19 protein-coding genes are annotated in these 25,602 nt (G+C 55.6%); 2 read left to right on the top strand and 17 right to left on the bottom strand.

Features of this window, described 5'->3' with window-relative positions:
• Positions 1–48: 48 nt before the first annotated feature.
• The 9 genes from RKA07_RS12160 to folE all read right to left on the bottom strand — a co-directional run bounded on the left by RKA07_RS12160 (position 49) and on the right by folE (position 9,980).
• Positions 49–1,767: a diguanylate cyclase domain-containing protein gene (locus RKA07_RS12160; protein ID WP_310966426.1), complete on the bottom strand. Its 1,719-nt coding sequence runs from the start codon at positions 1,765–1,767 to the stop codon at positions 49–51.
• Positions 1,768–1,952: 185 nt separating this feature from the next.
• Entirely contained in the window at positions 1,953–2,402 is a 450-nt protein-coding gene (locus tag RKA07_RS12165) for a DUF411 domain-containing protein (RefSeq protein WP_200369880.1), read from the bottom strand.
• A gap of 143 nt (positions 2,403–2,545) precedes the next feature.
• Positions 2,546–5,173: a heavy metal translocating P-type ATPase gene (locus tag RKA07_RS12170; RefSeq protein WP_310966427.1), complete on the bottom strand. Its 2,628-nt coding sequence runs from the start codon at positions 5,171–5,173 to the stop codon at positions 2,546–2,548.
• Positions 5,174–5,179: 6 nt separating this feature from the next.
• A complete protein-coding gene (locus RKA07_RS12175) occupies positions 5,180–5,611 on the bottom strand; it encodes a MerR family transcriptional regulator (protein WP_200202404.1) in 432 nt (143 codons plus the stop codon).
• 224 nt (positions 5,612–5,835) lie between these two features.
• Positions 5,836–6,156, bottom strand: coding sequence for a hypothetical protein (locus tag RKA07_RS12180; RefSeq protein ID WP_310966429.1), 321 nt, complete (start codon positions 6,154–6,156; stop codon positions 5,836–5,838).
• Positions 6,157–6,175: 19 nt separating this feature from the next.
• Positions 6,176–8,407: a putative bifunctional diguanylate cyclase/phosphodiesterase gene (locus tag RKA07_RS12185; protein ID WP_310966742.1), complete on the bottom strand. Its 2,232-nt coding sequence runs from the start codon at positions 8,405–8,407 to the stop codon at positions 6,176–6,178.
• 136 nt (positions 8,408–8,543) lie between these two features.
• Complete coding sequence (locus RKA07_RS12190) at positions 8,544–8,975, bottom strand: CoA-binding protein (RefSeq protein ID WP_310966430.1); 432 nt, start codon at positions 8,973–8,975, stop codon at positions 8,544–8,546.
• Positions 8,976–9,011: 36 nt separating this feature from the next.
• A complete protein-coding gene (gene folX, locus RKA07_RS12195) occupies positions 9,012–9,386 on the bottom strand; it encodes a dihydroneopterin triphosphate 2'-epimerase (RefSeq protein WP_200369875.1) in 375 nt (124 codons plus the stop codon).
• A gap of 24 nt (positions 9,387–9,410) precedes the next feature.
• The gene (gene folE, locus RKA07_RS12200; protein ID WP_200369874.1) at positions 9,411–9,980 is read right to left on the bottom strand and encodes a GTP cyclohydrolase I FolE; all 570 of its coding nucleotides are present in this window, start codon (positions 9,978–9,980) and stop codon (positions 9,411–9,413) included.
• A 209-nt stretch (positions 9,981–10,189) separates the two neighbouring features.
• Between folE and RKA07_RS12205 the strand changes: the two genes are divergently transcribed.
• Positions 10,190–11,104: an alpha/beta fold hydrolase gene (locus tag RKA07_RS12205; RefSeq protein ID WP_310966431.1), complete on the top strand. Its 915-nt coding sequence runs from the start codon at positions 10,190–10,192 to the stop codon at positions 11,102–11,104.
• An 18-nt stretch (positions 11,105–11,122) separates the two neighbouring features.
• Here the strand turns inward: RKA07_RS12205 and RKA07_RS12210 are convergent, their stop codons facing one another.
• Complete coding sequence (locus RKA07_RS12210; RefSeq protein WP_200202398.1) at positions 11,123–12,187, bottom strand: GGDEF domain-containing protein; 1,065 nt, start codon at positions 12,185–12,187, stop codon at positions 11,123–11,125.
• Between the two features lie 210 nt (positions 12,188–12,397).
• On the opposite strand from RKA07_RS12210, the gene RKA07_RS12215 reads away from it, so the two are divergent.
• A complete protein-coding gene (locus RKA07_RS12215) occupies positions 12,398–13,480 on the top strand; it encodes a patatin-like phospholipase family protein (RefSeq protein WP_200202397.1) in 1,083 nt (360 codons plus the stop codon).
• Between the two features lie 18 nt (positions 13,481–13,498).
• Here the strand turns inward: RKA07_RS12215 and znuB are convergent, their stop codons facing one another.
• The 7 genes from znuB to RKA07_RS12250 form a co-directional block, all read right to left on the bottom strand.
• The gene (gene znuB, locus RKA07_RS12220; protein ID WP_310966743.1) at positions 13,499–14,323 is read right to left on the bottom strand and encodes a zinc ABC transporter permease subunit ZnuB; all 825 of its coding nucleotides are present in this window, start codon (positions 14,321–14,323) and stop codon (positions 13,499–13,501) included.
• Positions 14,310–15,098, bottom strand: coding sequence for a zinc ABC transporter ATP-binding protein ZnuC (znuC, locus tag RKA07_RS12225; protein WP_200202395.1), 789 nt, complete (start codon positions 15,096–15,098; stop codon positions 14,310–14,312). The genes znuB and znuC overlap by 14 nt, the downstream gene beginning before the upstream one ends.
• The gene (locus RKA07_RS12230) at positions 15,091–15,582 is read right to left on the bottom strand and encodes a Fur family transcriptional regulator (protein WP_200202394.1); all 492 of its coding nucleotides are present in this window, start codon (positions 15,580–15,582) and stop codon (positions 15,091–15,093) included. Before RKA07_RS12230 ends, znuC begins: the two co-directional genes overlap by 8 nt.
• 76 nt (positions 15,583–15,658) lie before the next feature.
• Positions 15,659–16,120 (bottom strand): chemotaxis protein CheW, encoded by a 462-nt coding sequence (locus RKA07_RS12235; protein ID WP_310966432.1) that lies wholly within the window; start codon positions 16,118–16,120, stop codon positions 15,659–15,661.
• A gap of 11 nt (positions 16,121–16,131) precedes the next feature.
• Positions 16,132–17,184 (bottom strand): chemotaxis protein CheB, encoded by a 1,053-nt coding sequence (locus RKA07_RS12240; protein ID WP_310966433.1) that lies wholly within the window; start codon positions 17,182–17,184, stop codon positions 16,132–16,134.
• A complete protein-coding gene (locus RKA07_RS12245; RefSeq protein WP_310966434.1) occupies positions 17,184–24,680 on the bottom strand; it encodes an Hpt domain-containing protein in 7,497 nt (2,498 codons plus the stop codon). Before RKA07_RS12245 ends, RKA07_RS12240 begins: the two co-directional genes overlap by 1 nt.
• 11 nt (positions 24,681–24,691) lie before the next feature.
• Complete coding sequence (locus tag RKA07_RS12250; protein ID WP_200202391.1) at positions 24,692–25,591, bottom strand: CheR family methyltransferase; 900 nt, start codon at positions 25,589–25,591, stop codon at positions 24,692–24,694.
• Positions 25,592–25,602 lie beyond the last annotated feature (11 nt).

The following is a 25,602-nucleotide window of genomic DNA, read 5'->3' on the forward strand; positions in this document are numbered from 1 at the left end:
GAATGATGGGGCGGAGTATAACGGTTATGGCGATGCGAGTCAGACCCGTTACGCTGGGTTAATTTCCGTATCTTCTGGGGTGTTGATGCAAACGCGGTTGCGGCCTTCTTTCTTGGCGCGATACAGAGCCTGGTCTGCATTTCGCAAAACCCTGTCGGTGTTGTCCCCGGGTTCGGAGAAATATCCACCCACGCTGATGGTGACAGGTGTGCCGGTTTTACGGCTCTCCACCTCAACACTTTCACGAATGCGCCTGGCGATTTGCTTCAACGTTGTCGGGTCGCAAGGGGAGAGCAGTATGACGAACTCATCACCGCCCCAGCGCCCGGGACAATCGTAGGGGCGAAGGCTGGCTTTCAGCCACAGGGCAACGCGACAGAGAATTTCGTCGCCGGCTTGATGGCCAAGCTGGTCATTAATGGATTTGAAGTGATCTATGTCGAGCCAGATCAGGCCAAAGCCATTACCCGAGCGGGCTGAGCGCTGAATTTCATCATCCAGAGCTTCGTCTATCCCGCGGCGGTTTTTCAGGCCTGTGAGGGGATCAATTCGGGCAAGCCGATTCAGTTCGTCGGTACGCTGGGCAACTTTGTTCTCCAGTTGCCTCGTGGAGTCACGTAAGCTCTCGGTCATTTTTTCGAAATGGTCTACAAGACGACCAATCTCGTTATCCGGCTTGTCCAGGCGATGCAGGATGAAACTGCCGCTGCGCACTTTTTCCACTGCCTCTTCCAGCCCCACGATGGGCTTTACGATGCGCGACTGGATAATCAGGTGGAACACCATCAGTGTAATCAGGAGACTGGCGAGGAAAACGGCCACCAGAGGCCACAGATAGCTTTTGGGTAATAGCGTGTTGAGATCCAGCAGGGTGATTTCGAACCAGCCGATCGCTGGCAAATAAGCAACTCCGGCAAGGTGTTGGCGACCCTCTACGGTGACAAATCCGCTTTCGACATGACCTGCTGTGCCAGAGCTTTTCTTGAGTAGCTGGAGCATGCCAAGAATTTTCTGTTTGTCCTCGGGAGCTTCAAACAGCAGGTCGACGGTGTTTTTCTGGCCTTCGGGCTTTATGACGCTGGCAAAATCAATGTAGTTACGATCCCGATATAACTGTATGGCGCCGTTGTAATCGACAAACAGGGTGGTGATACCTTCCTGGTTAATATCAACAATATCCTGCAGAAACCTGTCGAGATTCATGCCGGTGCCCACCATACCCACAATCTGATTGTCAGGGCCGCGCATCAGCACATCAATCCAGAGCTTGGTAACGCCCAGTTCGGTATCGGGATTGACGTTCAGATGGAAATCTCGCCCTTCTTCGATCAGTTGGTAAAACCATGCATCATTGGGCTCATCTGGGCTCAGGACATAGCGGAACTGCTGATCGGCGTATTCATCTTTTTCGTTGTTGAAGTAGTAGCGGCCGCTTTCCCGGAGAGCGACGAAATAGCTGTTGTCCCGGAAGTTGTCGCGAAAGCTTTCCATTTCGTGGATGGCATTAGCTTCCAGAGCCTTGCTATCTGGCTCTTTTGCCCAGTTGATCAGTGCGGTGGAGCTGGCCATTTGACGGGCGAGGCCAATCTCGCGCTCCAGAGATTGCAGCAAGCGGGCGCTGTCATAGCGCACCTGTATTTCGGCTACCTGTTGCCCCCAGCGCTCAATCAGATCGGCGGAGAGCTCCCGGTAGGCTAACCAGGAGGCACATGCAGCGATAATGATCAGGCCGGCAGCAATGCTGAGGAACCGGGTTTTAAGTCGCAAGCAATTCCGTCTCCATTCCAGGGGGGGATCGGGAATAATCATAGTGCACTGGCAGGCAAGATTATAGAAAAGAGCGTGAGGAAATTATCGCAACCTGCGCCAGATCAGCATAGCTACCTGTGCGGCAAGAATGCTGTTACACAGGTTTCGGGGCGAGGCGCTGTGATTCAGCGCCTCGCCGAAGGCTAATTGTGCTCGGAAAAGACTTTGGTCTGGCCGCTTTTGTTAAACAAAAGCACCTGATAATGGTCTTTGCGGTCGCCCATTTCCATGCCCGGTGAACCGGCAGGCATGCCGGGAACCGCAAGGCCACTGGCTTTTGGAGCATCGGCAATCAGCCGGTGAATGTCGCTGGCAGGTACGTGACCTTCGATCACATAGTCACCCACGAAAGCCGTGTGGCAGCTGGCCAGATTGGGGCTAAGGCCGGCTTCCATTTTTACACGGTTCATGTTGTGGGTGTCGGTAACTTCCACCTCAAAGCCGTTGCTTTCCAGATGGTCGATCCAGTCTGTGCAGCAGCCGCAGGTGGGCGATTTGTAAACATGGATGCTCTGTGCGGCGCCGGCCGCCAATAATGGGGTGCTGAAGCCAAGGGTGGCAGTCAGGGCCATTCCGAGAATCTGTTTTTTCATGGTCGTTCTCTCTCTGTAATGTGGTGTTCAGTGATGGCTGTGATCTTCTGCAGGTGTGTCGGTACTGGATGATGAAAGCCAGAACCACCAAACGATGGCGGCCATCAGAACAAGCCCTCCAGCATTGACCAATATAGTTTCCATCAGTTCCGCTCCTCTTTCTGCTGCTGGTGCTGGCTCTGTTCCCGCGTTTGAGCTGGCTTGTGGCTGGTTTTGAACAGGCGCAGCCGGTTGGCGTTGGTTACAACGGTTACCGACGACAGCGACATGGCGGCGCCTGCAAGAATCGGGCTCATCAATATGCCCCAAACCGGGTACAGCAGGCCTGCTGCTACGGGAATACCCAGTACGTTGTAAATAAAGGCACCAAAAAGGTTCTGGTGGATATTGCTCACTGTCGCCCGGGAGACCTCAATCGCATCCGGGACTCCATGCAGGGAGCCCCGCATCAGGGTAATGGCGGCGCTTTCAATCGCAACGTCGGTGCCTGTTCCTATGGCGAAGCCCACATCGGATGCGGCCAGAGCTGGCGCATCGTTGATGCCGTCACCCACCATGGCCACGGTGTAGCCTTTGGCGCGCATTTCGTTCACCACATCGGCTTTGTCTTCCGGCAGAACTTCTGCACGGTACTCATCAATGCCGGTTTTTGCAGAAATAGCTTTGGCTGTGGCGTCAATATCGCCGGTAACCATCATGACTCTGATGCCAGCGTCGTGCATACGCTGGATGGCGGCCTCTGAATCCGCCTTGATGGCATCGGCAACACCCATTACACCCAGTAATTCTGTGCCCCGGGCAAGAAACAGCGGTGTGCCAGCCTGCTCGGTGATGGCTTTCTCGGCATCGGCCAGCCCGTCAAGCGCAATGCCCTCGGATTCCAGCCAACGGCGATTGCCAAGACGAATCGCATCACCCTCAAAGTCGCCGACGACGCCCTTGCCATTCAGCGCCTCAAACCCGGTGACGTTGAGAGGCTGAATGTTTTGCTCTTTGGCTTTGTTAACCACGGCTTCCGCAAGTGGGTGCTCGGAATGCATCTCCAGGCCTGAGGCCAGGGCCAGCAATTGCGCTTCATCACCGCTCACAGCGTGCACGCTGGTCACAGCAGGGTGGCCTTCGGTAATGGTGCCGGTTTTGTCGAGGATCACCAGATCAATCTTGCCGGCGGTTTGCAGGGCATCGCCCTGGCGAATCAGGGCGCCGTATTCTGCTGCTTTACCAACGCCTACCATCACGGACATAGGTGTGGCCAAGCCTAGCGCGCAAGGGCAGGCAATGATCAGAACGGTGGTAGCCGCGATGATCATATGCACTACAGCAGGCTCTGGCCCAACGTTGTACCAAACCAGTGCCGCGGCCACGGCAATGAGCATTACACTGGGCACAAACACCGAGGATATCTTGTCTGCAAGCCGCCCAATGGCAGGTTTTGAGCCCTGGGCTTTTTTAACCAGATGAATAATCTGCGCCAATGCCGTTTCGCTGCCCACCCGCGTTGCCTTGTACACAATCGCACCATGAGTATTCATAGTACCGGCAGATACCTCGTCACCCTCTGCTTTGGTAACCGGCATGGGCTCGCCAGTGAGCATGCTTTCATCCACACGGGTGCTGCCTTCAACAACAACTCCGTCCACCGGCAAGTTCTCACCGGGGCGAACCCGAATGTGATCGCCTTTGCGTACATCTTCTACCGGAATGTCCTGTTCGTGCCCGTCACGAATCACCCGTGCCGTTTTTGCCCGTAAATCCAGCAGCCGACGAACCGCTTCGGAGGTTTTCCCCTTGGCCCGGAGTTCCAGCGCCTGACCCAGGTTGATCAGGCCGATAATCATGGCGGAGGCTTCAAAATACACATGCCGCGCCATTTCTGGCAAAGCCTCAGGAATACTCACCACCGTAATGGAATACAACCATGCGGTACCTGTACCGAGAGCGATCAAGGTATCCATATTGGCATTGTGGTGCCGAAACGCCTTCCATGCCCCGGTGAAAAAATGCCCACCCGTGCCGGCCATAACCAACAGGGTTAACACGCCGAGCCCAAACCACACGCCCTGGTTTGCTTCGGATATGGTCATGGAGCCGAACGTCATGCCATAGACCATCATGGCAACACCCAGCCCCAGGCTGATTGCCATTTTTACCAGCAGGGTTTTGTACCGCTTCTTGTCCTCTTCCTGCTTCTGGTCGTCTGCCGCGTCAGCATCTTCAATCACACTGGCGCCATAACCGGAACTCTCTACCGCTTTGATCAAAGCTTGCGCATCCGACACGCCCGTTGCCGTAGCGGTATTGTCCGCAAGATTCATGTGGGCATGGGTAACGCCGGGCACCGACTTCAGCGCCTTCTCAATCGTATTCACACAAGATGCACAAGTAGCGCCAGTTACCGCCAGCAGCACTTGATCGTCACCTGGCGCAGGCGCTGCCGGTTTTTCAGGTTTGCTCTCTGGCGCTTTGGCCTGTTTTTCGGCGTTTGGAACAGACTCTGAGTCCTGCTTTTTTGCTTTGGACGCGCAACAGCTGGCGGGTTTTTCAGCTGCGCCCACTAGCTCTGCCGGGAAACCCGCTTCCGACACAATCCTGGCAGCTTCGGTGGAATCAATGCCTTCCGGCAAAGCGACCGTTTGCTCTTCCAGATTAACCTCAACCAGGCTCGCATCACCGATCAACGGCTCCAGGGCATTGCGAATCTTCTTCACACAGCCCTGACAGGTGGCGCCAGAAATACTCAGAGTGGTCTTTAGCTCAGGTGCTTCACTCATAACGATCTACTCCTCAACATGCTGTGCGGGAGTGTTGTCATCCCAATGTTCAATCAAGCGGCAGATAGTTCGGCCATCCGGTGTGCCATCTGGCATATCCTGCCAGGCGCCCAGCGCTGCTTGCATCCGCTTGCGCAACTGCTGCAACTCCTCAATCTCCCGCTCTACATCGGCCAGCCGCTGCTGAAACACATCCCGAACCATAGGGCAGGGCGAATGGTGGTCATCCGCCTGATCGAGAATCTGCCGAACCTCGACCAGCGAAAACCCCAGCTGCCGGGCCTTGCGGGCAAAACGCAGACGCCGAAGGTCTTCGGCATCGAAATGCTGGTAATTGTTATCCGGGTTCCGCGTGGGTTTAAGCAGCCCCTCGCGGGTGTAAAAGCGAACCGTGTCCGGATTAACCCCGGCAGCAGTAGCAAGTTCTTTAACTTTCATAGACAGCAGCACCGCAAAATGTAAATGAGCGGCGGTGTGGGAGACCTGTCCGAAAATGCTCGGAGCCAGGGCAGGCGGAGAGCAAGCGTACATGGACGTATTCTCAGCGGTTTTCGGACAGGTCTCCCACACCGCCGCGGCTATCACCAAAGCGAGACAGCCGAGGGTATTTTGAAGCTTAAGGATAGCCTAAAACCTATGACCTACTCACAGGTCAATGGTTTTCAGGAAGAGGGGCTTTTCGCCCGAAGGAAGGTATCGCAGCTTTTACATTGATCAGGCGCCATCAACTTCGCCTGCCAGCGAATCTTCACGCCGCAAGCCGGGCAGGCCAGGCGCAACTGCAAAATAATAATCGGCGTAACCAAAGCCACCAGCAAAAGCCCCAAAGGCCCCCACTCATCACCACTGGAAAGCCCAAGCTGACTGCTGAATATCAGAACAATAACCAGAGCCACAAACGCAAAAATGAAATAACTCCGGTTCCAACGCTCCCACCGGCGAAGCTTCGCATCCTGTTCCGGTGTCAAATACTCCGTGGCCATAAAAACCTACCTGGACAAATCAAATTTCAAACCCGGGCTCAGTCGCCGCAAACTTCTCTAGCGTACCACCGAGCAAAGCCTGCTCCAGCTCTGCAGCTGGGACCGGCCGACTGATCAAATACCCCTGAGCCATATTACAGCCCTGGCCCCTGAGCAGGTCCAGTTGTGCCTGGGTTTCCACACCCTCGGCAACCACCCGCAACCCAAGGTTATGTGCAAGATTGATCACTGCACGAGTGATTACAGCATCATCATGGCGCAGGGTCACCTCCGTAATGAACGAACGGTCGATTTTCAGAAGATCTACCGGAAAATCTCTCAAATACGCCAGAGAAGAATAACCCACGCCGAAATCATCAATCGCCAGATGCACACCAAGATCGTGCAGGCGAGACAGCTGATCCCGGTTGCGTTCAATATTCTGAATGAAAATTTCTTCCGTAAGTTCCACCTCAAGCCGCTCAGGTGGAATACCTTCAGCGTTCAGGGCATCGCGTATGTGATCCACCAGATGCTCGTTATCCAGCTCACGCCCGGACAGATTCACGGCAACTCTGAGGTGTTCAAAATGGGTGCCTTTCCAGGCAGCCAGCTGGCGGCAAGCTGCCATCACTACCCAGCTGCCGATATCCGTAATCCGGCCACTCTCCTCCGCCAGGGGAATGAACTCAGCCGGAGCCAGAAGGCCACGGTGGGGATGCTGCCAGCGAATCAGTGCTTCCACGCTGGTGATCTCACCGCTGTTCAGATTCAGTTGTGGCTGGTAGTGCAGCACAAATTCATTGTTGGCCAGAGCCTGGCTGAGCTCCTTTTCCAGTTCCAGGCGCATCACCTCCCGCTCCTGCATACCTTCCGTATAGAACTGGTAGGTATTACGGCCCTGATCCTTGGCCCGGTACAATGCTATATCGGCATTGCGCAACAGAGTATCTGCATCCATGCCACTCTGCGGGTACACGGCTACACCCAGGGTGGCGGTAATGCTGTGAACTTCATCCTGAACTTTGAAAGGCGCTTCAAAACACTGCTTGATAAGCCCCAGCAGGTGAATAACGTCGTCAATGTCTTCCACATACTGCTGGCAGATCATGAACTCGTCACCACCGGAATAGGCCACAGATACGCGCTCATCACTGAGCTTGTTCAGACGTCCGGCAACCTGAACCAATAGCTCATCGCCAAACTGGTGGCCCAGAGAGTCGTTCAGCATTTGAAAACGGTCCAGATCCAGCATCACCAGTGCGACTTGTCGGGCCTGGCGATCTGCAAGAGTTAGTGCATGAGCCAGGTCTTCCATAAAAAAGCGGCGGTTAGCCAGGCCGGTGAGAACATCCGTAGACTCCAGCCGCACCAGGTCTTGCTGAATGGTTTTGCGTTGCGCAATTTCCACATCCAACTCCCTGCGTGTTGCCAGCAAATCCTGATTGCGTTTGAGCATGAGCTGCAACAGTAGCGTTGCGATACTGGTCACCAGGCCCATGAAAAGTAGCGCCACAAAGGCCCATCTGGGCCAGGGGCTGCGCTGTTTATCAACCCAGGTCTGAGAGGGCTCTAGAGTTAGTTGCCAGTCTAGTGTTGGCAAGTTGATTGGTACGGTATAAGACATGGAATCGTCGGCACCCTGGAGCCCATCCAGAGTGTAGATAGGGTCGCCGTTGCTGCTCAGTACGATGCGGAACGCATTCTGTTCCCGGGTGGCCAACAATTCGCGGGCCAGTATTTCCATTCTGAAAACTCCGGCGATAAATCCGTTGTTGTCTGCGCCTGTGCCTACAGGTGCATAAATAACAATGCCTTTTCCGCCCTGGCGGAGTTCCAGTACATCAGAAATATCGTAGTTGCCCGAGGCCTGGGCAGCCTCAAGAGCCTGTTTCCTTTGTTCATTGAAGGCCACGTTGAAGCCGAGAACGCTCTCGTTCAATGAAAGCGGTTCCAGCCAGCGAATAAAATAGTCTCGATCTATCCACTCAATGACCGTATAGATGAGGAAATCACCGAGGTGGTTGCGGGCATCCTGGCGCCATTCGCTTTCTGGCGTGCTCGGGTCTGTTGCCAGGCGCATGGCCATTCTCTGGATGGCGCTGGCGTGAGCTTTGAACTCCCACTCGATGTTATGAGCCATACTCTGGGCTTCATTCTCGAGATTGGCCTGGATTTGCTCTGTGTACTGGTGGATAAGGCCGTAACGAAGCCCTGAGGCAGTAATGAAAAAAACAAGGAAGATAACCACCGGAAAGGCAGGGTGTAACATCCGCTTTATGAAAAGCCTGCCTTTTACAGGTGTGTGTTCCAATAGCTGCTCCGTTCATCAGAAAACCGGCCAGAAAGGTTAACGGCTGGTGGCCGGAAATCATTAGCTGTTTTCTGGGGCATCTGCAGGGCCTTATTCAGGAGTCTATTGCAGGAATACCCAGGCGCGGGATTTCCTGCATCGGGCATTTATCCATCACAAATGTCAGCCCTGCAGCTTCAGCTCTGGCGCCACCCGCTTCGTTGATAACGCCAACCTGCAACCAGATGACCGGAATCTTCAGCGCAATGGCCTGGTCAATCACTGCATCTGTGCGCTCCGGGGCCAGGAACAGCTCCGCCATATCCACCGGCTCGGGCAGTGAGGCCAGGTCTGCGTAAACCGTCTCTCCCAACACTTTCTGGCCGGCGAGGCGGGGGTTCACCGGGATCATCCGGTATCCCTGTTGCTGCATGAATTCCATGACTTCGTAGGAGGGCCGGTGTGTTTTCTCGCTGGCGCCAACAAGGGCTATTGTGCGGACACTTTCAAGAATGGTGCGCAACTGGTCAGGTTGGTTGCTTGGCATGGTGACGAACCCTTGTATGGAGTTAACGATATGGAGTCAGCGGTGTGCCTCAAGGCACACAGACACGGATTCTGTATAGCGTAGCGCGTGGGGCTTGTCGATTTCTACCTGCGCCCACTGCACGGCAGAGTGCTCCATAACGATGTTGAGCACTTCGTGGGTCAGGCGCTCCAGCAAGGCAAAGCGATTGCCATTCACGTGGCCAATAATCTGCTTGGTGATGGTGCGATAATTGAGTGCCGCTGCAATTTCGTTGCGACTGATTGCTTCCGTTGCATCGTAAGTCAGGCACACATTAATGATCACATCCTGCTGGTTGTTGATTTCCTCTTCCTTGATGCCGATGTAGGCTCGCAGCAGTAAATTCTTGATCTGTATTCTTGCCTGGTGGTTGCAGGAAACCTCGGTCATACCGCCTCCATCCAATTTTTGCGATCAGCGATTGCTGCTGATCAGATTAAAAAACTCTGTGCGCGTTGCCTGGGATTTGCGGAACTGGCCCAGCATCATGGACGTCTTCATCTTCGAGTTCTGCTTCTCCACGCCACGCATCATCATGCACATGTGCTGCGCTTCGATAACCACAGCAACGCCTTTGGCGTTGGTAACAGTTTCTACCGCTTCTGCAATTTGCCGGGTCAGGTTTTCCTGGATTTGCAGACGGCGGGCATACATATCCACAATGCGTGCAAACTTGGACAGCCCCAGAACACGGCCCTGTGGCAGATAGGCGATGTGACACTTACCAATAAAGGGAAGCACATGATGTTCGCACATGCTGTAAAGTTCGATGTCCTGTATTACGACCATCTCATCCATTGCGGATTCGAAAACAGCATTGTTGACGAGATCGCTGAGGTCTTGCTCGTAGCCCCGGGTCAGGAATTGCATGGCTTTGGCCGCACGCATGGGGGTGTCCTGCAGACCTTCACGGTTGGTGTCTTCACCCAGCCCGTTGATGATGGCGCGGTAGTGGCCCGCGAGGTCGTCAAGGAGTTTGGTCATAGTCTTTTCCGATTCTCTTGAAAATGCTGAGGTAGATACAAGGGACAAAGCTTAAGTGAATTTGTCCGGTATCTCTACGATTTACGACGCTGGGCACGGAAAAGACCAGTCATTGATAGTAGTTTACGGGCGGCAGTAGCGTGGCCCTGGCCAGAGGGTCGGGTCTATTCTTAAGTCGTAGACTGTGAAGAATATATCGGGGACATCGCATGGATCAGCAGACATCGGGTGCATGGAAGGGAAGGCCCGTTGATAGTGAGGTGGCAGCACAGGAGGCGTGGCAGCAGAGCGGTAAGTGGTTCACCTATGAAGGTCATGCGATATTCAGCCGCATGGCGGGGCAGGGAGAGCCGCTGTTACTGATCCACGGGTTCCCTACCGCAAGCTGGGACTGGCATCGCCTTTGGCCCATGCTGGTTCAGGGCAACCATTTGCTGGCGCCGGATATGCTGGGCTTCGGCTTCTCTGACAAACCCCGACATTACGCCTACAGCATTGAAGATCAATCAGATCTTATCCAGGGCATGCTTGAGGGCCTTGGCCTCACGTCGGTTCATCTTCTGGCCCACGATTATGGATGCAGTGTTGCCCAGGAGCTTCTGGCCCGAGAGCAGGAAGGCACGCTGCCTTTCGAGATTGCCAGTGTGTGTTTCCTGAACGGTGCCTTGTTTCCTGAAGTGCACAGCCCCTTGCTGATTCAGAATTTGTTGCGTAGCCCATTGGGTGGGCTCATCAGTCGGGCCTTGACCCGGCGCAGCTTTGAGCGCAGTTTCATGAAGCTGTTTGGTAGCAAAAGCCATCCAGATCAGCAGGATCTGGACGATTTCTGGCATTTGATTACCTATAACAACGGCCGTGGGATTTTGCACCAGTTGATTCATTTTATGGAAGAGCGCCGGTGTCACAGGCATCGTTGGGTCTCGGCGCTGCAAAATGCCAGGCAACCCATGCGTCTTATCTCGGGTGTTGCAGATCCTGTGTCGGGCGCGGCCACGGCGCAGCGCTATCAGGAGATGATCTCAGATGCCGATGTGGTGCAGCTGAAAAATGTAGGGCATTACCCCCACTTTGAGAGCCCATGGGAAGTATTCGGCGCTTACAGAGAGTTTCGTAAGCGCCAGTGATCGGGTTGAAAATAGCCGCTAGCCGGCAACGGGTGTTAAAGAGGTATCTGTATTCTGGTCGCCAGCTGCCTGGTTGGTCGCACTTACGACCTGGTTACGTCCCCTGGACTTGGCGTCGTAGAGCGCCTGGTCGGCCCGATTCAACCAGACAGACCAGGTTTCACCCTTGCTGACTTCGGCAATACTGGCACTGGCTGTTACCTTGATATCCTCAAGAAACGGGCGCGCGCTGATGCTCGTAAGCAATTGATGGGCAAGAAGATTGCCCTCATGCTGATTGGTTTCTGGCAGAACGATCATGAATTCTTCACCACCGATCCGGAAAATCTGGTCGCTTTCCCTGATGCGCTTGCGTAGTCGCAGTGCCATTTCTTTCAGTACCTTGTCTCCCGCCAAGTGTCCCCACTGATCGTTGATCAGCTTGAAGTAATCCAGATCCAGGAGAACCATGCTGGATACCCGCCCATAGCGTTCACGCATCTGGATTTGGCCGTTCAGGATATCTGCCAGTTGTGATCGGTTGAGGCAGCCGGTAAGGGGGTCGGTGGTTGCCAGCCGTGTGAGCTCCATTTGAAGCTTGCCCACTAGCCAGGCAAAAATCATGGAAAACAGACAGGTAAGGCCCAGCGAGAAAGTAATGCGCCAGAAATCTGCTTCGGGAAACTTCATAAACGAAACCACCGCCATAACAGTGACAAAAATGGTATTGCTGGCAATGGCTTCACGGAGCGGAAGCAGGAAAAACAGCGCTGAAGCAGCTGGATAAGCCCAGTAAAGGCCTACATGCCCGTTAATGGCTGTTGAGTAGGCGGCGCAAGCCACTGCGAGTAGAGGGAATAGTCGCCCTTTCAGAAAATAGGTGGAGCGAAACCGCAACAAGACAATGACCGCAAGCGCATTGGCGCAGAAGAGGATCAGCATTCCGGAGAGCAGAAAGTGGTGGTGCTGCCATTGCACGACCACCAGCGGTGCCACCGCAATGAATGCCCATAAATGCAGGTGATAAACCAGCTGGTGTTTGAAACCAAGCACCGCGAGGGTCGGGTTGGTTGAGGTGGAATCCGTCGAGATAAACGCGCTCACAGCAAGCTCCGGCTGTTTTTGTTATATCGCCCAGCTTCTGGAGCCGGGCATGTGTCTAAGTCTAGCATGGGTATTCTCCAGTGAAGCTGAAGTATCCGGGTATCGGCACGATTAGTTTTGTTAAGTTGGCCCATGGTGACCGCTTCGTTAAAATCCTCCCCTCGTCTGAACAGATTGCTATTCACGCTGAACCCTGACAGGAACTCCGCCATGACCGCCATCCATACTCGCGCCCCGGCACTGACTATCCGGGCAGGCCGTCGAACCCTGCAGAGGTTGCAGGAAAAACCACTGACACCGGACGATGTGCACGTTATACCCGGGGCGGCTGGGGGGCCTAAAGCACTTGGGCTCAGTGGTCTGGACAAAGCCATATTTGGTGATTGGTTGCCCAGGGTTGAGCAGGAACGTTCGCTGATTGGTTCGTCTATTGGCAGCTGGCGGTTTGCAGCCATTGCCTCCTCGGACAACCCGCGGGCGCAACTTACCCGGCTTGCAGAACTCTACACGGCACAGCGTTTCGAAAAAGGTGTGACTGCGGCGGAGGTCACCCGCCAGAGCGTACAGTTCCTGAAAGAACTGATTGGGGGCCGGGAGGAGCATATTCTTGAGCATCCCTGGTACCGCCTGAATGTGATGGTTGTGCGCAGCCTTGGCATGCTTGAGCCCGATACGAAAGCACGCCTGAGCTTTGGTTTGATGAGCGCCATAAGTGCCAATGTTGTTGGGCGACGACACCTCGGGCGGTTTATGGAGCGGGGGATTCTTCATGATGCCAGGCTGAAGGCACCCTTGTCGGCGCTGGCAGACTTTCCTAGCCATGAAGTGCCGCTCAGCCGCGATAATTTGCACGCTGCATTGCTGGCATCGGCCTCCATACCCATGGTGATGTCGGGGGTCCGCAACATTCCCGGCGCTCCTGAGGGGATATACAGGGATGGCGGGCTTTTGGATTACCATCTCGATTTGCCGTATGAACAGCCGGGCGTGGTTTTGTATCCGCACTTCACGGATCGAATTGTACCCGGATGGTTTGACAAGACTTTGCCATGGCGTCGCGGTGATGCGACTCGCCTGCAGGATGTGTTGCTGGTAGCGCCTTCCACCGATTACCTGGAGCGTTTGCCAGATGGCAAGCTCCCGGATCGTAAGGATTTCGAAACCTATCTGGGAAATGACAGCGGCCGGGAGCGCTCGTGGCAGAAAGCGATTGCCGAAAGCGAACGCTTGGGAGACGAGTTCCTTGAGCTACTGGAAACCGGCCGCCTGATGGACGTTATTCAGCCTTTGTGAGTCATGGCGGCCAACTGTTCAGGCTGAGCTGCTTGCGGAAAACCTGCCAGCGCTGCCGTAGACAATCAGAAACGTGGTAAAAGCCGTTACCACCACGGATGGGCCTGCGGGCGTGTCGAGATACCACGACATACTCAAGCCCCCCGCGACGGCAATAAATCCGAAAACAACAGCCAGCGCTGCCATCTGTTCCGGAGTATTGGCCAGCCTGCGGGCGGTGGCAGCAGGAATAATCAGCAGAGCCGTAATCAGCAGTACGCCGACCATCTTCATGGCAACAGCAATCACCAGCGCAAACATCAACATCAGCAACAGGCGCAGGCGCTCAACTGGCACTCCTTCCACCCGCGCCAGTTCCTCGTGAATGGTGCTCATCAGCAAACCACGCCAAAGCACCGATAATAGCGTCAGAATCACCGCTGCGCCGCCGTATATCCATAGCAGGTCGTTGCGGTTCATGGCCAGCAGATCGCCGAACAGAAGACCGGTGAGGTCAATCCGCACCTCGGGCATGAAGCTCAGTGCCACCAGACCAATGGCCAGGGCGCTGTGAGCAAGAATGCCCAGCAGAGTATCTGTTGCCAGGGTTTTGTTGCGGGAAAACAGTAACAGTGCCATGGCCAGAATAACGCTGGTAATGAGCACGCCGAGGTTCAGTGGAATACTGAACAGAAAACTCAGCGCTATACCCAGGAGCGCGGAGTGCGCCAGGGTGTCACCAAAATAGGCCATCCTCCGCCACACGACAAAGCAGCCCAGAGGCCCGGCAATCAAGGCTACGCCGAAACCACCAAGGAGGGCGCGCCAGAAGAAATCATTCAGCACAGTATCAATGATGTTCATGGTTGCACTCCCCATGCCCGGTGGCTGAACCCGGGTGGCCTGTACCAACCACATTGCCGCTCAGGTCGTGGCTGTGGTTATGGTGGTGGTGATACACCGCCAGAGACTCGGCAACCGGCCGGCCGAAGGTTTCAATAAACGCAGGGTCGTGTGAGATGTCGGCAGGATGCCCGCTGCAGCACACGTGCTGGTTCAGGCAGATCACCTTGTCAGTTGCAGCCATGACCAAATGCAAATCGTGAGAAATCATGATGACGCCGCAGTTGAGTTCATCTCGCAACTGGCGAATCAGATCATAAAGTGCCGCCTGGCCATTGATATCCACACCCTGTGCCGGTTCATCAAGTACCAGAAGATCCGGCTTCCGTACCAGCGCCCTGGCCAGCAAAAGCCGTTGCTGCTCGCCTCCGGACAGATGGTGTACAGATGCCTTCAGCAGATGGCCGACCCCGGTCCGCTCCAGTGCAGCTATGCAGGCTGCAAGCGGTTGGCCGCTGAGTAACATGAAGCGTTGGATGCTCAGGGGCAGTGTTGATTCCAGGCTCAGGTGCTGGGGAACGTATCCGATAACCAGGTCCTTTGCCCGCAGGATATGGCCGCTTGTAGCGGCCTGAATGCCCAGGACGGCTTTGATCAAGGTGGTTTTTCCAGCCCCGTTTGGGCCAATGATGGTAATGATATCGCCGCGGTAAAGCGTAAGACTGACCCGATCAACAACCGGGCGATCATCAAACCGGACGGTAAGGTGCTTGATGTCAACCAGCGGTTCATCCATGAGGCTGCTCCGCCTGACAGCGGGGGCACAGACCGGCTATTTCCAGAGTTATGGATTCGGAAATGAAAGCTTCGGCGCTGGCGGCATCGTGTATAGCTTTGGATACAGCCGCATCTGTCAGTTCCAGGGCATTGCCGCAAGAACGGCAGATAAGGAACATTCCGGTGTGGTGTTCGCCGGCGTGGGCACAGCCTATAAAGGCGTTCAGGGAGGCTATGCGATGCACCAGACCGTACTGTTGCAGGAAATCCAGTGCCCGGTAGACCGTCGGTGGTGCAGCACTGTGGCCTTCTGAGGCCAGCTTCGCGAGTACATCGTAGGCGCCGAGTGGTTTGTGGGATTCCCAGATAAGTTCAAGAACCCGCTCACGGGTGGGTGTCAGGCGGGCATGTTGCTCCTGGCAGATGGCCCGGGCTTCGGCTAAAGCCTGACTGACACAATCATCGTGATTGTGAGGACGGTAAGGGAGTGCGCGAACGGACATGGTCGGAATCCTGCAGAATTTGTAACATTATAACATCCGCAGGAGCCCGACTGCCAAGGGCAAGAATTGAGACGGCTTACACCATGGAATCGTTGGCGAGAGATTCAAGATAATCGAGATTGGGAATCCAGGCGGTTTCGCCGTCAACGTCGACGAGCATAAGATCCGCAGGCCCGTTTTCTGCCTCCATTTTTTTGATTTGCTCTTCGGTAATACGGACCTGGCTTGGAATGCCCTGTGTAATCAATGCCATGAAGCGAAGCTTTTTGTTGTTGTCGGTGATGCTGTTGAGTACCACGATACGGCCCCGGTTTTCACCTGGTACGGACAAGGTTCCGCCATTGGCGGCATCGTAGGAAATAACGGGCAAGTTAAGGCCCCGCCATTCCAGCCGGCCAGCAAGCCAGTCAGGTGCGCCGACGCCGGCCTCACTACTGGCATAGTCCACCACCTCGGCAATGGATACGTTGGGCAGTAACAGTTGCCGTCCGCTCACGGGAATCATGACGCAGGAGAGGGTTTGGCTGTTGTCATTCATTGCTTGTGTCCTCAGGCGGAGCCCCGTTTCTGCCGGCCTTTCAGCAGGCAGGATTCTTCAATGGTTTTGACCAGTTCCCGGGCCAGTTGCTCCGGGGTGCCGGTAAAGCTCGTGCAGCCGGTGGCAGCCACGGAATCCGGCATCGAGCTATTGCCACAGCTGGTGCTCTCCTGAACCCAGATTCGGCTGCCATAGGCCTTGAGCAAAGGTGCTGCAATTGCGCCATCATTGCCCATGCCGGAAAACAGGATGACATGGCAGTGGGAGCCATAGTTGTCTGCGGTATTCAGTAACACCTGGTCAATCGACGGGCTATAGGGCCCGGGCCAGGGTGTATCCAGCTCAGTTAGTGCACCAGTGGCAGAAAATTTCCATTCGTGTTCAACCGGCATCAGTACCACATCGCCGTTTTTTACCCGGTAGTTCTCTTGTGCATGCTGCAGCTTGTAATGTGCATGGCGGCCAAGCACCCGGGTAAGCACTTCGGCAAAATTTCCGTCAATATGCTGGGCATAAACGAAGCCCACTGGCAGGCCCGGCGGAAGGCAGTCCAGAAATGCTTTCACGGCGGCTGGGCCACCCAGGGAAGCGCACAAAACCCAGATGTCTTCAGCTACGGAACCCGGTGCCGCAGGGGTTAGCCACTGCGGAAGTTCCGACGATTCCGGGCTTTCCGAAGGCTCTGCTTCAAGCTCTTCGATGCTGGCCTTGGAATCCAGCTGCGACAGATCGCCCAGCTCTTGTTCCAGTTTGCCCAGCAGTCGCCGTTCCCAGCGAAAATACTCTGTACTACCAGCCCCGGGTGCCTGATCCAACCCGAACAGAACCGGAGCCTCGGTATTATCCAGAAGGTAATCAAACAGGGCAGGGTGATCTGCCTCGTCTTCCAGTGTCACCAACCAGAGCCCGGCTTCCGGGAACTCACGGTGGCCTTGCAGGCGCTCTGGATCTCCAGAGAAGCATACCTCAAGGCCGAATTTGGCGGCCGCGGCCTGCAGTCTGTGTCGCTGCAGGACAACGTCCGACACAATGCCGACCTGAGCCCGACCATTTTGGCCGGCCATCACTGCTTACCAGTTAGCCGTTCAATGGTCTTCAGCAGTTCCGTCTCCTGGAACGGCTTGCCGAGGTATTCGTTTACGCCGATGGCCAATGCCCGCTCACGGTGCTTTTCGCCGGTCCGGGATGTGATCATGCAGATCGGCATATCCCGCAGGTTGTCATCGTGCCGCACAAAGCTGGCTACCTCAAAGCCATCCATACGTGGCATTTCGATGTCCAGAAGCATGATGTCCGGCTTGTGGTCCTGCAGTTGCGCCACTGCATCCAGGCCATCTTTTGCAGTGATAACCTCCATGCCGTTACGCTCCAGCAGGCGCGAGGTAACCTTGCGTACGGTAACCGAATCGTCCACCACCATAACTACCGTGGCGCGCTCTTCGTAGCGTGCAGACTCTCTTGCCTTGTCCAGTTCGGCCAGACGCTGGCGTTCAGACAATATGTCAGAGCGGATCATGGCAGGCAGGTCGAGAATTACCACCACGTTGCCATCACCAAGAATAGTCGCTCCGGACACACCGCGAACGGTGCTGAACTGCGGTCCTAGCGACTTAACCACGATTTCACGGCTGCCCATCAGGTTATCTACCTGCAGAGCCATAGGTTGCTCGGCACCGCGTACCAGAATTACCGGAAGCGGCAGGGCCTGGCCCTGAAGTTTCGGATGGTGATCACTGTTCAGCAGGCTGCCAAGATACTGCAGGCGGTATTCCTGGCCAGCGTATTCGTACATGGGCGCATCCGGCTTGTAGTATTCCTCAAGCTCGTAAGTGCTGACCCGCACGATACCCTCAATGGTGTTGAGCGGGATGGCGTAGAAATCTTCGCCCGTGGATACCATCAGGGCCCGGTTTACAGAAACGGTAAACGGTAACCTGACGGTGAACACGGTGCCGCGGCCGACCTGCGATTCAATGTCCAGGCTGCCGCCGAGTTGTTTGATCTCACTTGCGACCACGTCCATCCCAACGCCACGACCGGAAATCTGGGTGACGTTCTGTGCGGTTGAGAACCCTGGCTGTACGATAAACTGCAGAATCTCGCGCTCGGAGAGTTCTTCATCCTCCCGCAACAGTCCTTGGCGAATGGCTTTTTCCCGGATGACATTTGAGGGGATGCCAGCACCGTCGTCTACCATGCGCAGAACCACGTCGCCACCTTCGCGAGCCAGAGACAGGGTGACTGCACCTGCCTCTGCTTTGCCGCTCTTCTTCCGGTCAGCCGGCTTTTCAATTCCATGGTCAATGGCGTTACGCAGCATGTGTTCGAGCGGCGCAATCATCCGCTCGAGTATGGTGCGGTCCATTTCACCTTCGGCGTTGCGTACATCAAACTCAACTTTCTTGCCTAGCTCACCACTGATCTGGCGAACAATCCGGCGTAGACGAGGCACCATGGAAGAGAAAGGAATCATTCGGGTCTTCATCAGACCTTCCTGAAGTTCCGTGTTAATACGGGACTGCTGAACCAGCAAGGTTTCTGTATCCCGCACCCGGTCTGCAAGGGTCTCACGCAGATCTGCGAGGTCTGAAGAGGATTCCGTCAGAGCGCGCGACAACTGCTGGATGGAGGAGTACCTGTCCATTTCCAGCGGGTCGAAGTCGTCACCGTAATCCGGACCGTGTTCCTTTTCGGCACTGAACAGAATCTGTGCTTCTGTTTCGATCTCCATCCGGCGCAACTGCTCCCGCAGACGCTCGATGGTGGCAGCCATTTCATCCAGAGTATGGCTGAAGTCGCTGCTTTGCTGCTCCAGTCGACCACGGGTAATACTGGTTTCACCGGCCAGGTTAACCAGGTCATCCAGCAAAGGAGCAGATACCCGAATGGTTTCCTGTGCAGCACGCTGTGCATCAACAACGCGCTTGGAGGTTTTGGCCTTGGCCCTGGCAGGCGCAGGCTTTGGTGCAGGTTCTGCTGGTGCCTCTGCTATTGCCGGTACTTGCACTTCCGGTGCGGCTTCGGCCACAGGTGCGCTTGCAACTGCGCCAGACTCGTAGCGTCCCCGTATGTCAGCAACCAGGGCAATAATGCTGTCGTGATCTTCGGTGATGGCTTGCCACTGAGTGTCATCAGGCAACTTGCCAGCGAGGTCAATCAGGCGTGTTTCGAAATTGTGAGCCTTGTCGCCCAGCAGTGTGAGCTGCGACAAACGTGCACCGCCTTTCAGGGTATGCAGTGCGCGCTGAGCTTCCTGATTGAAGTGCTTGCTGGCTGGATCCTTGCGCCAATCTGCAAGAAGGTGCTCCAGTTGGTCCATGATCTCGCCAGCTTCTTCCAGGAAGATTTCCAGAATTTCCGGATCGATCGCTTCCTGATCGGCGATGGCCGTTTCTTCTGGTGACATCTCAAAGCTGACTGAATCCAGAGTCTGGGCGCTGCTGAAGGACATCAGAAGATCCGGGTCTGCAGCTGGTTCCGTACCAATTGCCAGTTCACCGAGCATGGACTTCAGGTTATCCAGCCCACGGGTGCTCAGAGCCAATAACAGCCTCTGGTTACCTGGGCTCGATGTTACCGCTTCGAGGGCGCCAGCCCAGGCTTCCGCCAGTTCAGCAATGGGGTCCACATCGGAGAGTCGAGCACCACCTTTGAGAGTGTGCAGCTCTTGCTGAAGCTGTGGAACACCGTGCATTGCCTGGGGGTCTTCACGCCATTGGTCGAGGCACTCGCTGATAACGTCGTGGATCTCATGGCCTTCATCCAGGAAAATACTGGCGATGTCATCGTCATGGCTTGTGTCAGTTTGCGTGGCTTCCGGAAGAGGTGCCGGAATATCAATGTCTGCTGACTCAACTTTTGCATCTGCATCTGCTTCGGGCTCAGCTTCGGCCTCTGTGGGGACGGCTTCGCCACGGAGAATCGCTTCAACCTGATCCACAAGATCGTTGGCGGGCGGGCAAGGCTTCTGGGTAGCAACCTGCTCAACCATCTGCGCCAGTCGGTCGTGGCACGCAAACAGTAGATCGTTCATGGCAGTGCTGGCTGCAAGCTGTCCTTCTGCTACTTTTTCAAACAGGTCTTCGAGGACGTGGGTCAGGTCGCCAATGGCGTCAACCCCGGCCATGCGAGCGCCGCCTTTCAATGTATGAACGTCTCGCTGAAGCTCTGCCGCCACGGACCGGTTCGACGGGTCTTCACTCCAGGCATGCAGGGCACTGCCTGTGGAGTTGATCAGGTCGTAAGCTTCCTCAAGGAAAATGCCGGTGAGCTCCGGATCCATGTGCGAGAGATCGGTGCCGACTTCGGCAACTTCTGGCTCCTCTGCATCCTCAAGTTCGGGCAGAGGTGGCAGATCATCCACGGAATCAGTGCGTTCTGGCTCTGCCGGAGCTGCCACATCTGTAACCGGTCGCGAACTGGTCGTGTTGTCCATGTAGGCATGGATTTCGCTAATCAGATCAGGTGCCGGGCGGGGTGGCTCCTTGACTTCCAGGTTGTCCACCATACCGGCGAGGCGGTCGTGGCAACGGAACAGAAGGTCAGACAGCTCGTCATTTACAGAGAGTTGTTTATCCGTCAGACCCTCAAACAGGGTTTCAAGTTCATGGGCCAGATCACCCACTGCCGCAATTTCGGCGAGGCGTGCACCACCTTTGAGGGTATGGAGATCCCTTTGCAGCAGGCGCAAAATATCGAGATTTCCGGTATCTTCGCTCCAGCTTTGCAGGGCCTCAGCGGTGCTGTCGATAAGCTCGCGAGCTTCTTCGAGGAAGATCTCCGCAAGCTCGTCGTCCATATCACTGTCGGAAGCTTCAGCAACTTCGTCAGTTTCAGGCAGAGGAAGGTCTGTGGGTGTAGTGGCTTCCAGCTCTTCCATGTCGAAGCTGAGGTCGATTTCTTCCAGATCTTCGGTGAATTCCTGATCAAAGGCGCTTGTGGCTTCAGTTTCGGAGCCAAGCAGAGACTGGGTGAGCGCTTCAAGCTCGGCCACCAGCTCGTCACCGGTCTCGGTAGCCAGCCCTGCAGCAATCTGATCCATCATATTGATCAGGTGCTCGTGGGCATTGCGAACGGATGAGAAGAACCATTCGTCCGGTGCCTCGCTCTGGTTCGCAGTGGCTACATAAACTTCGTGGAGCGCTTCTGACAAGGCAGCGACATCGGCTAGCCCGGCGTCAGATGCGGCATCAGTAAGCTGCGCCAATTCTTCGGTCAGGCGTTGGAGTGGGCCACGGTCTTCAGGGCTTTCTGCCCACTGCGCCAGGATAAGGTCGGCATCCAGAACAACATCCAGCCCTTCACTCAGGAACAGCTGGACCAGCTGGGACGGCGCTGGCTGTGTGCCGTCATGGCTGGTTTCTTCGCTGTAGGTGCGGAGCCTGTCGTTGGAGATGTGTTCCAGTTTATCCAGGAAGGCTTCCGTGCATGGCAGTGAAGCTTGTGGCTCCTCACGTATCTGGGCCAAACCTTGCGTCAGGAAATCGCAGGCTGCTTCAATCAGTGACAGCACGTCGCGGTCTGCCCGAAGGTTCTGGGCGCGGGATTCTTTTACAAAGCGCTCAAGCGGCGCGATTACTGCCGCAATCGGCGCGATACCGGCGGTGTGGGCACTTCCTTTCAGAGTGTGGAGAGCGCGTGACAGGTCGTCAGTATAGGAAACGCTAACCTTGTCGCCTGCAGCCGCCAGATACTCTTTAAGGGTTTGCAGATGGGTTTCTGTTTCACTCTCGAAGATGTCCAGCAGTACTGGATCAACGTCGCTATCGTCATCCGTATCGTAGTCGGATTCCGGCAGCTCTATAGCAGTACTGGCGAAGGCGCTGTCATCGTCAGCGGAGGGCATTGTGCTTGCGTCAGGGATATCACCGTTAGCAAGGGCCCGGGCGCGGTCTTCAAGACGGGAGGGGTCTATCGACGGCGGCTGTTTATTCTCAAAATCATTGACCAGAGCCGGCAGAACCCCTGTGGCCTCTTCCAGCAGGCTGGCAATATCGTCATTCATGAAGGTGCTGCCGTCGATCACACGGTTCAGCATGTTTTCTATAGACCAGGCCAGCTCACCAACTACCAGCGCACCGACCATACGGCCACTGCCCTTGAGCGTGTGGAATGCGCGGCGCACTTCGGAAAGCGCACTGCGGTCATCGTGTTGACGCAGCAGCATGGGGAGGTATTCGCGGATGGTATCCAGAACCTCACCGGCTTCCTCAACAAAGATTTCGAGGATTTCGTCATCAATCAGGTCGTCTTGCTGGTCGCTATCGGCCGCCAAATCCTGTGCCGGAGTGCTTTCAGGTGCTGGTTCAGGCCTGGTGTCTTCGGCCGTTTCCGCTGCGGTAACTTGCTCATTGTCACTGCGGCGGGTTGTTGCCATGGCTTCCCCACGGGCAACCAACTCTTCCACATCGTCGGCGGCTTGGCCGTCACGGAATGCATGAATCAGTGCGGGAATGCGGGCATTCGCTTCATCAATAAACGAGAACAGATCATCGGTTGGCTTGATGCTCTGGTCGATTACACGGTTCAGCAGGTTTTCCACTGACCAGGCAAGGTCGCCAAGCCTGTTAGCACCTACCAAACGGCCACTGCCTTTGAGTGTGTGGTAAGCGCGGCGGACTTCTGTCAATGCCGGGCGGTCGTCGTGATTCTGGCGCAGGCGTGGATAGAATTCGTGAATGGTCTCCAGAACCTCTTCGGCCTCTTCCACAAAAATGCCGAGAATTTCGTCGTCCAGAAGCTCTTCATCCGATGCCTTGGGTGCAGTGCTGCCGCTCTGGGATGCGCTATCTTCTGACGCCGTTGGCTCAACAACGGGCACCTCATCCGGGGCCAGTTCAGTGCCCCATGTGGGCTCTTCACCAACCGGAAAGCCGAGGCTTGCAAGGCTTTCTTCAGCAATTCGAAGAATGTCCGCGTTGTCACTGATGCCTTCAGCAAGGCGTTCAAGGTAGTACTCGATACTGGTAATGGCATCTGCCAAGGTATCCAGTTGCTTCCAGTCGGGTACATGCTTGTCACTTAGCAGAACATCGGAAATATAACGCTCGGCAGACGCCAGCATGCTGGCAACACGATCCAGTGGCACCAGGCTCAGGCCGCCGCGGATGCTATGGAGCAGGCCGGGAACGTGTTCGATTTCACGGGTGTCCCACTGGGATGCGATGAAATTGATAACCGCTGATTTCACCTGCTCCAGTGTGTTTCGCGATTCTCTCAAAAGCGCACTGCTGGCTTCACTGAGCTCGCGGGAACCCTGGTAGGCCGGAAGACTGTCGACGTTTCTTGAGGATTGCTCTGGCTGCCGGTCGCTATCCAGACCTGCAAGGCTGGCTTCTACATAAAGCAGAGCCCCGGCAATGTCCATCAGAGTACCGTCATCAACCAGTTCGCTTTGGACCGCCAGCTTTTCAATCAGCTCGATTTGTTCGGTAATAACCTTGCGAGGAATCCCAAGGCCAAGCACCGCCAGAGTGTTACCCACCTGAACCATGCCGGGAAGAAGGTCTTCAAGCTCGCTGTTCTTACGCAGTTCTGAGCGCACGAACAGGTCCAGCTGGTCTTTCAGCTTGGCAAGTTCTTCATTTAATGCGCTGACAACGGAATGTATGGCTTCACGGCCTGGGCCGGAGACGCGATTTCGGGCTGCATCCACATCGTCTTCTGAAGGTAGCGCCTCTACGAGCTGATAGCGGCTACGCAGGTCCCTTACATTTTCAGAATCCAGATCCCGCGCCCGTGCTACGTAATAAAGCAGGTGTTTGAGCAGTGCATCGGGTGCTGGTTGAGCGAGGATATCTCCATGCTCGTCGGTGAGGCGGCGGATTTCGCTATCTAGCTCCCGAAGCAGGGACTTGACCGCTGCGTTGACCGGGTTGGCTTTTGCCTGAAGTGTTTCTACAAAGGCAGCTGCAGCTTTCCAGAGCTCGCCACGGGGCGTTCTCTGACAAAGGCGGGTTAGCCGGTGAATAACCTTCTGCAGGTAGACGAACTGGGCATCAAGGTCTTCTTCGCGAATGATCCCGGCAAGGGCAAACTGGTACATCTGCCGCAGTTTGCGGATGTGGCCAAGTACCTTTGGGTCCTGCAGGCGTTGCGACACATTGTCTGCAACCTGCATGCGTGACGGGCCGAGGTCTGGCTTGAACAGCGATGTGTCAGACAGCAGAGAGTCGCCACGCGCAGCCCGCAGGTCGTTCAGTAGAGGCAGCAGTACCATGGGGAAATCATCCTGGCTGCTGGCCAGGTGTTCCAGATACTGTGGAAGCTGAAGAATCGCTTCCATCAGAACATTAACGGCTTCGTCCACACTGGCGACGCTGTTATCCAGCACCGCCTGGGTGAGCTTTTCCATTTCTTCGGTCAGCAGTGCTGCACCGTAAAGCTCAACCATCTGCAGGGTGCCATGCACCTGATGGAGATAATTCAGGCAGAAGCGCAGGCGTGCAGTATCGTCGCGATTTTCGACGTACGCCTCTAGCGCATGCTGACCCTGGGTCAGCGTGTCCTGTATCTCGCCCCGAACCCAGTCGAGGGCGATGCTGTCATGGTGGTTGCCCATAACCTCTCCGGTTATTCTTCGTCAGTCTGGCGCTTGATCCACGCCAGTACATGTTCCGAGGGTACTTTTTGTAAGCCCGGGGGCTGCCAGTCGGTCAGCTCTCCCTGGCCCAGAACCAGTAGTCCCCCGGGCGCCAGCCGCTCTGCAAGACGCCTGACAATGTCCCGTCTGCGCCAGCGACGGAAATAGATCAGCAAATTCTGGCAGAAGATAATATTCATTCCGTGCATGGGCGCTTTATCCAGATCCAGCACATTCAGTCTGGTAAAGCAGACCCGCTCCCGGATGCTTTCGACAATTTCTACGGTGTTCCGCTCGGCCGGGCGGAAATACCGGGCTTTCAAGTCTTCTTCCATGCCCAGCAGTTTGCGGGCATTGAACTGGCCTGTCCGGGCCTTCTCGATAACCGGTGTGCTGATGTCCGAACCGGTTACGCCATAGAGCGGCTGTAGCCCCAGTTGAGCCATACACTCGTTCAGCACCATGGCTAAGGTGTAAGGCTCTTCACCAGATGAGCAACCGACGCTCCAGGCCTCAATCGGCCGCTTTCGGAACTGCTCTCTTGGTCGTGTGAGGACATAGTCGGCGACCAGCCGGAAGGCGTCAGGGTCCCGGAAAAAACGGGTTTCCTGCACCGTAAGCCGGTCCACCAGCGTTGACCATTCCCGAATGGCATCCGGCCCCGAGATAATCGTTTCGTAGTAGGCCTGATAGCTGCTGCAGCCTATTTCCCGCATCCGGATAGCCAGATTGGTTTCCAGAAACGAGCGGCGCTCTGCAGGCAGTGTCATGCCGGTACGGTGTTCCAGTAGTGTCTGCCACTGGCTGAACTGCGCCTCATCCATTTCCGGAAGACGGCGCAGAAACCAGGCGCTTTCGGCAGTTGACGGGTTGTTATGAAGTTCAGACATAAACCGCCATT

Origin of the sequence: Marinobacter xiaoshiensis (assembly GCF_031631795.1) — a bacterium.
Taxonomy (GTDB): Bacteria; Pseudomonadota; Gammaproteobacteria; order Pseudomonadales; family Oleiphilaceae; genus Marinobacter; species Marinobacter xiaoshiensis.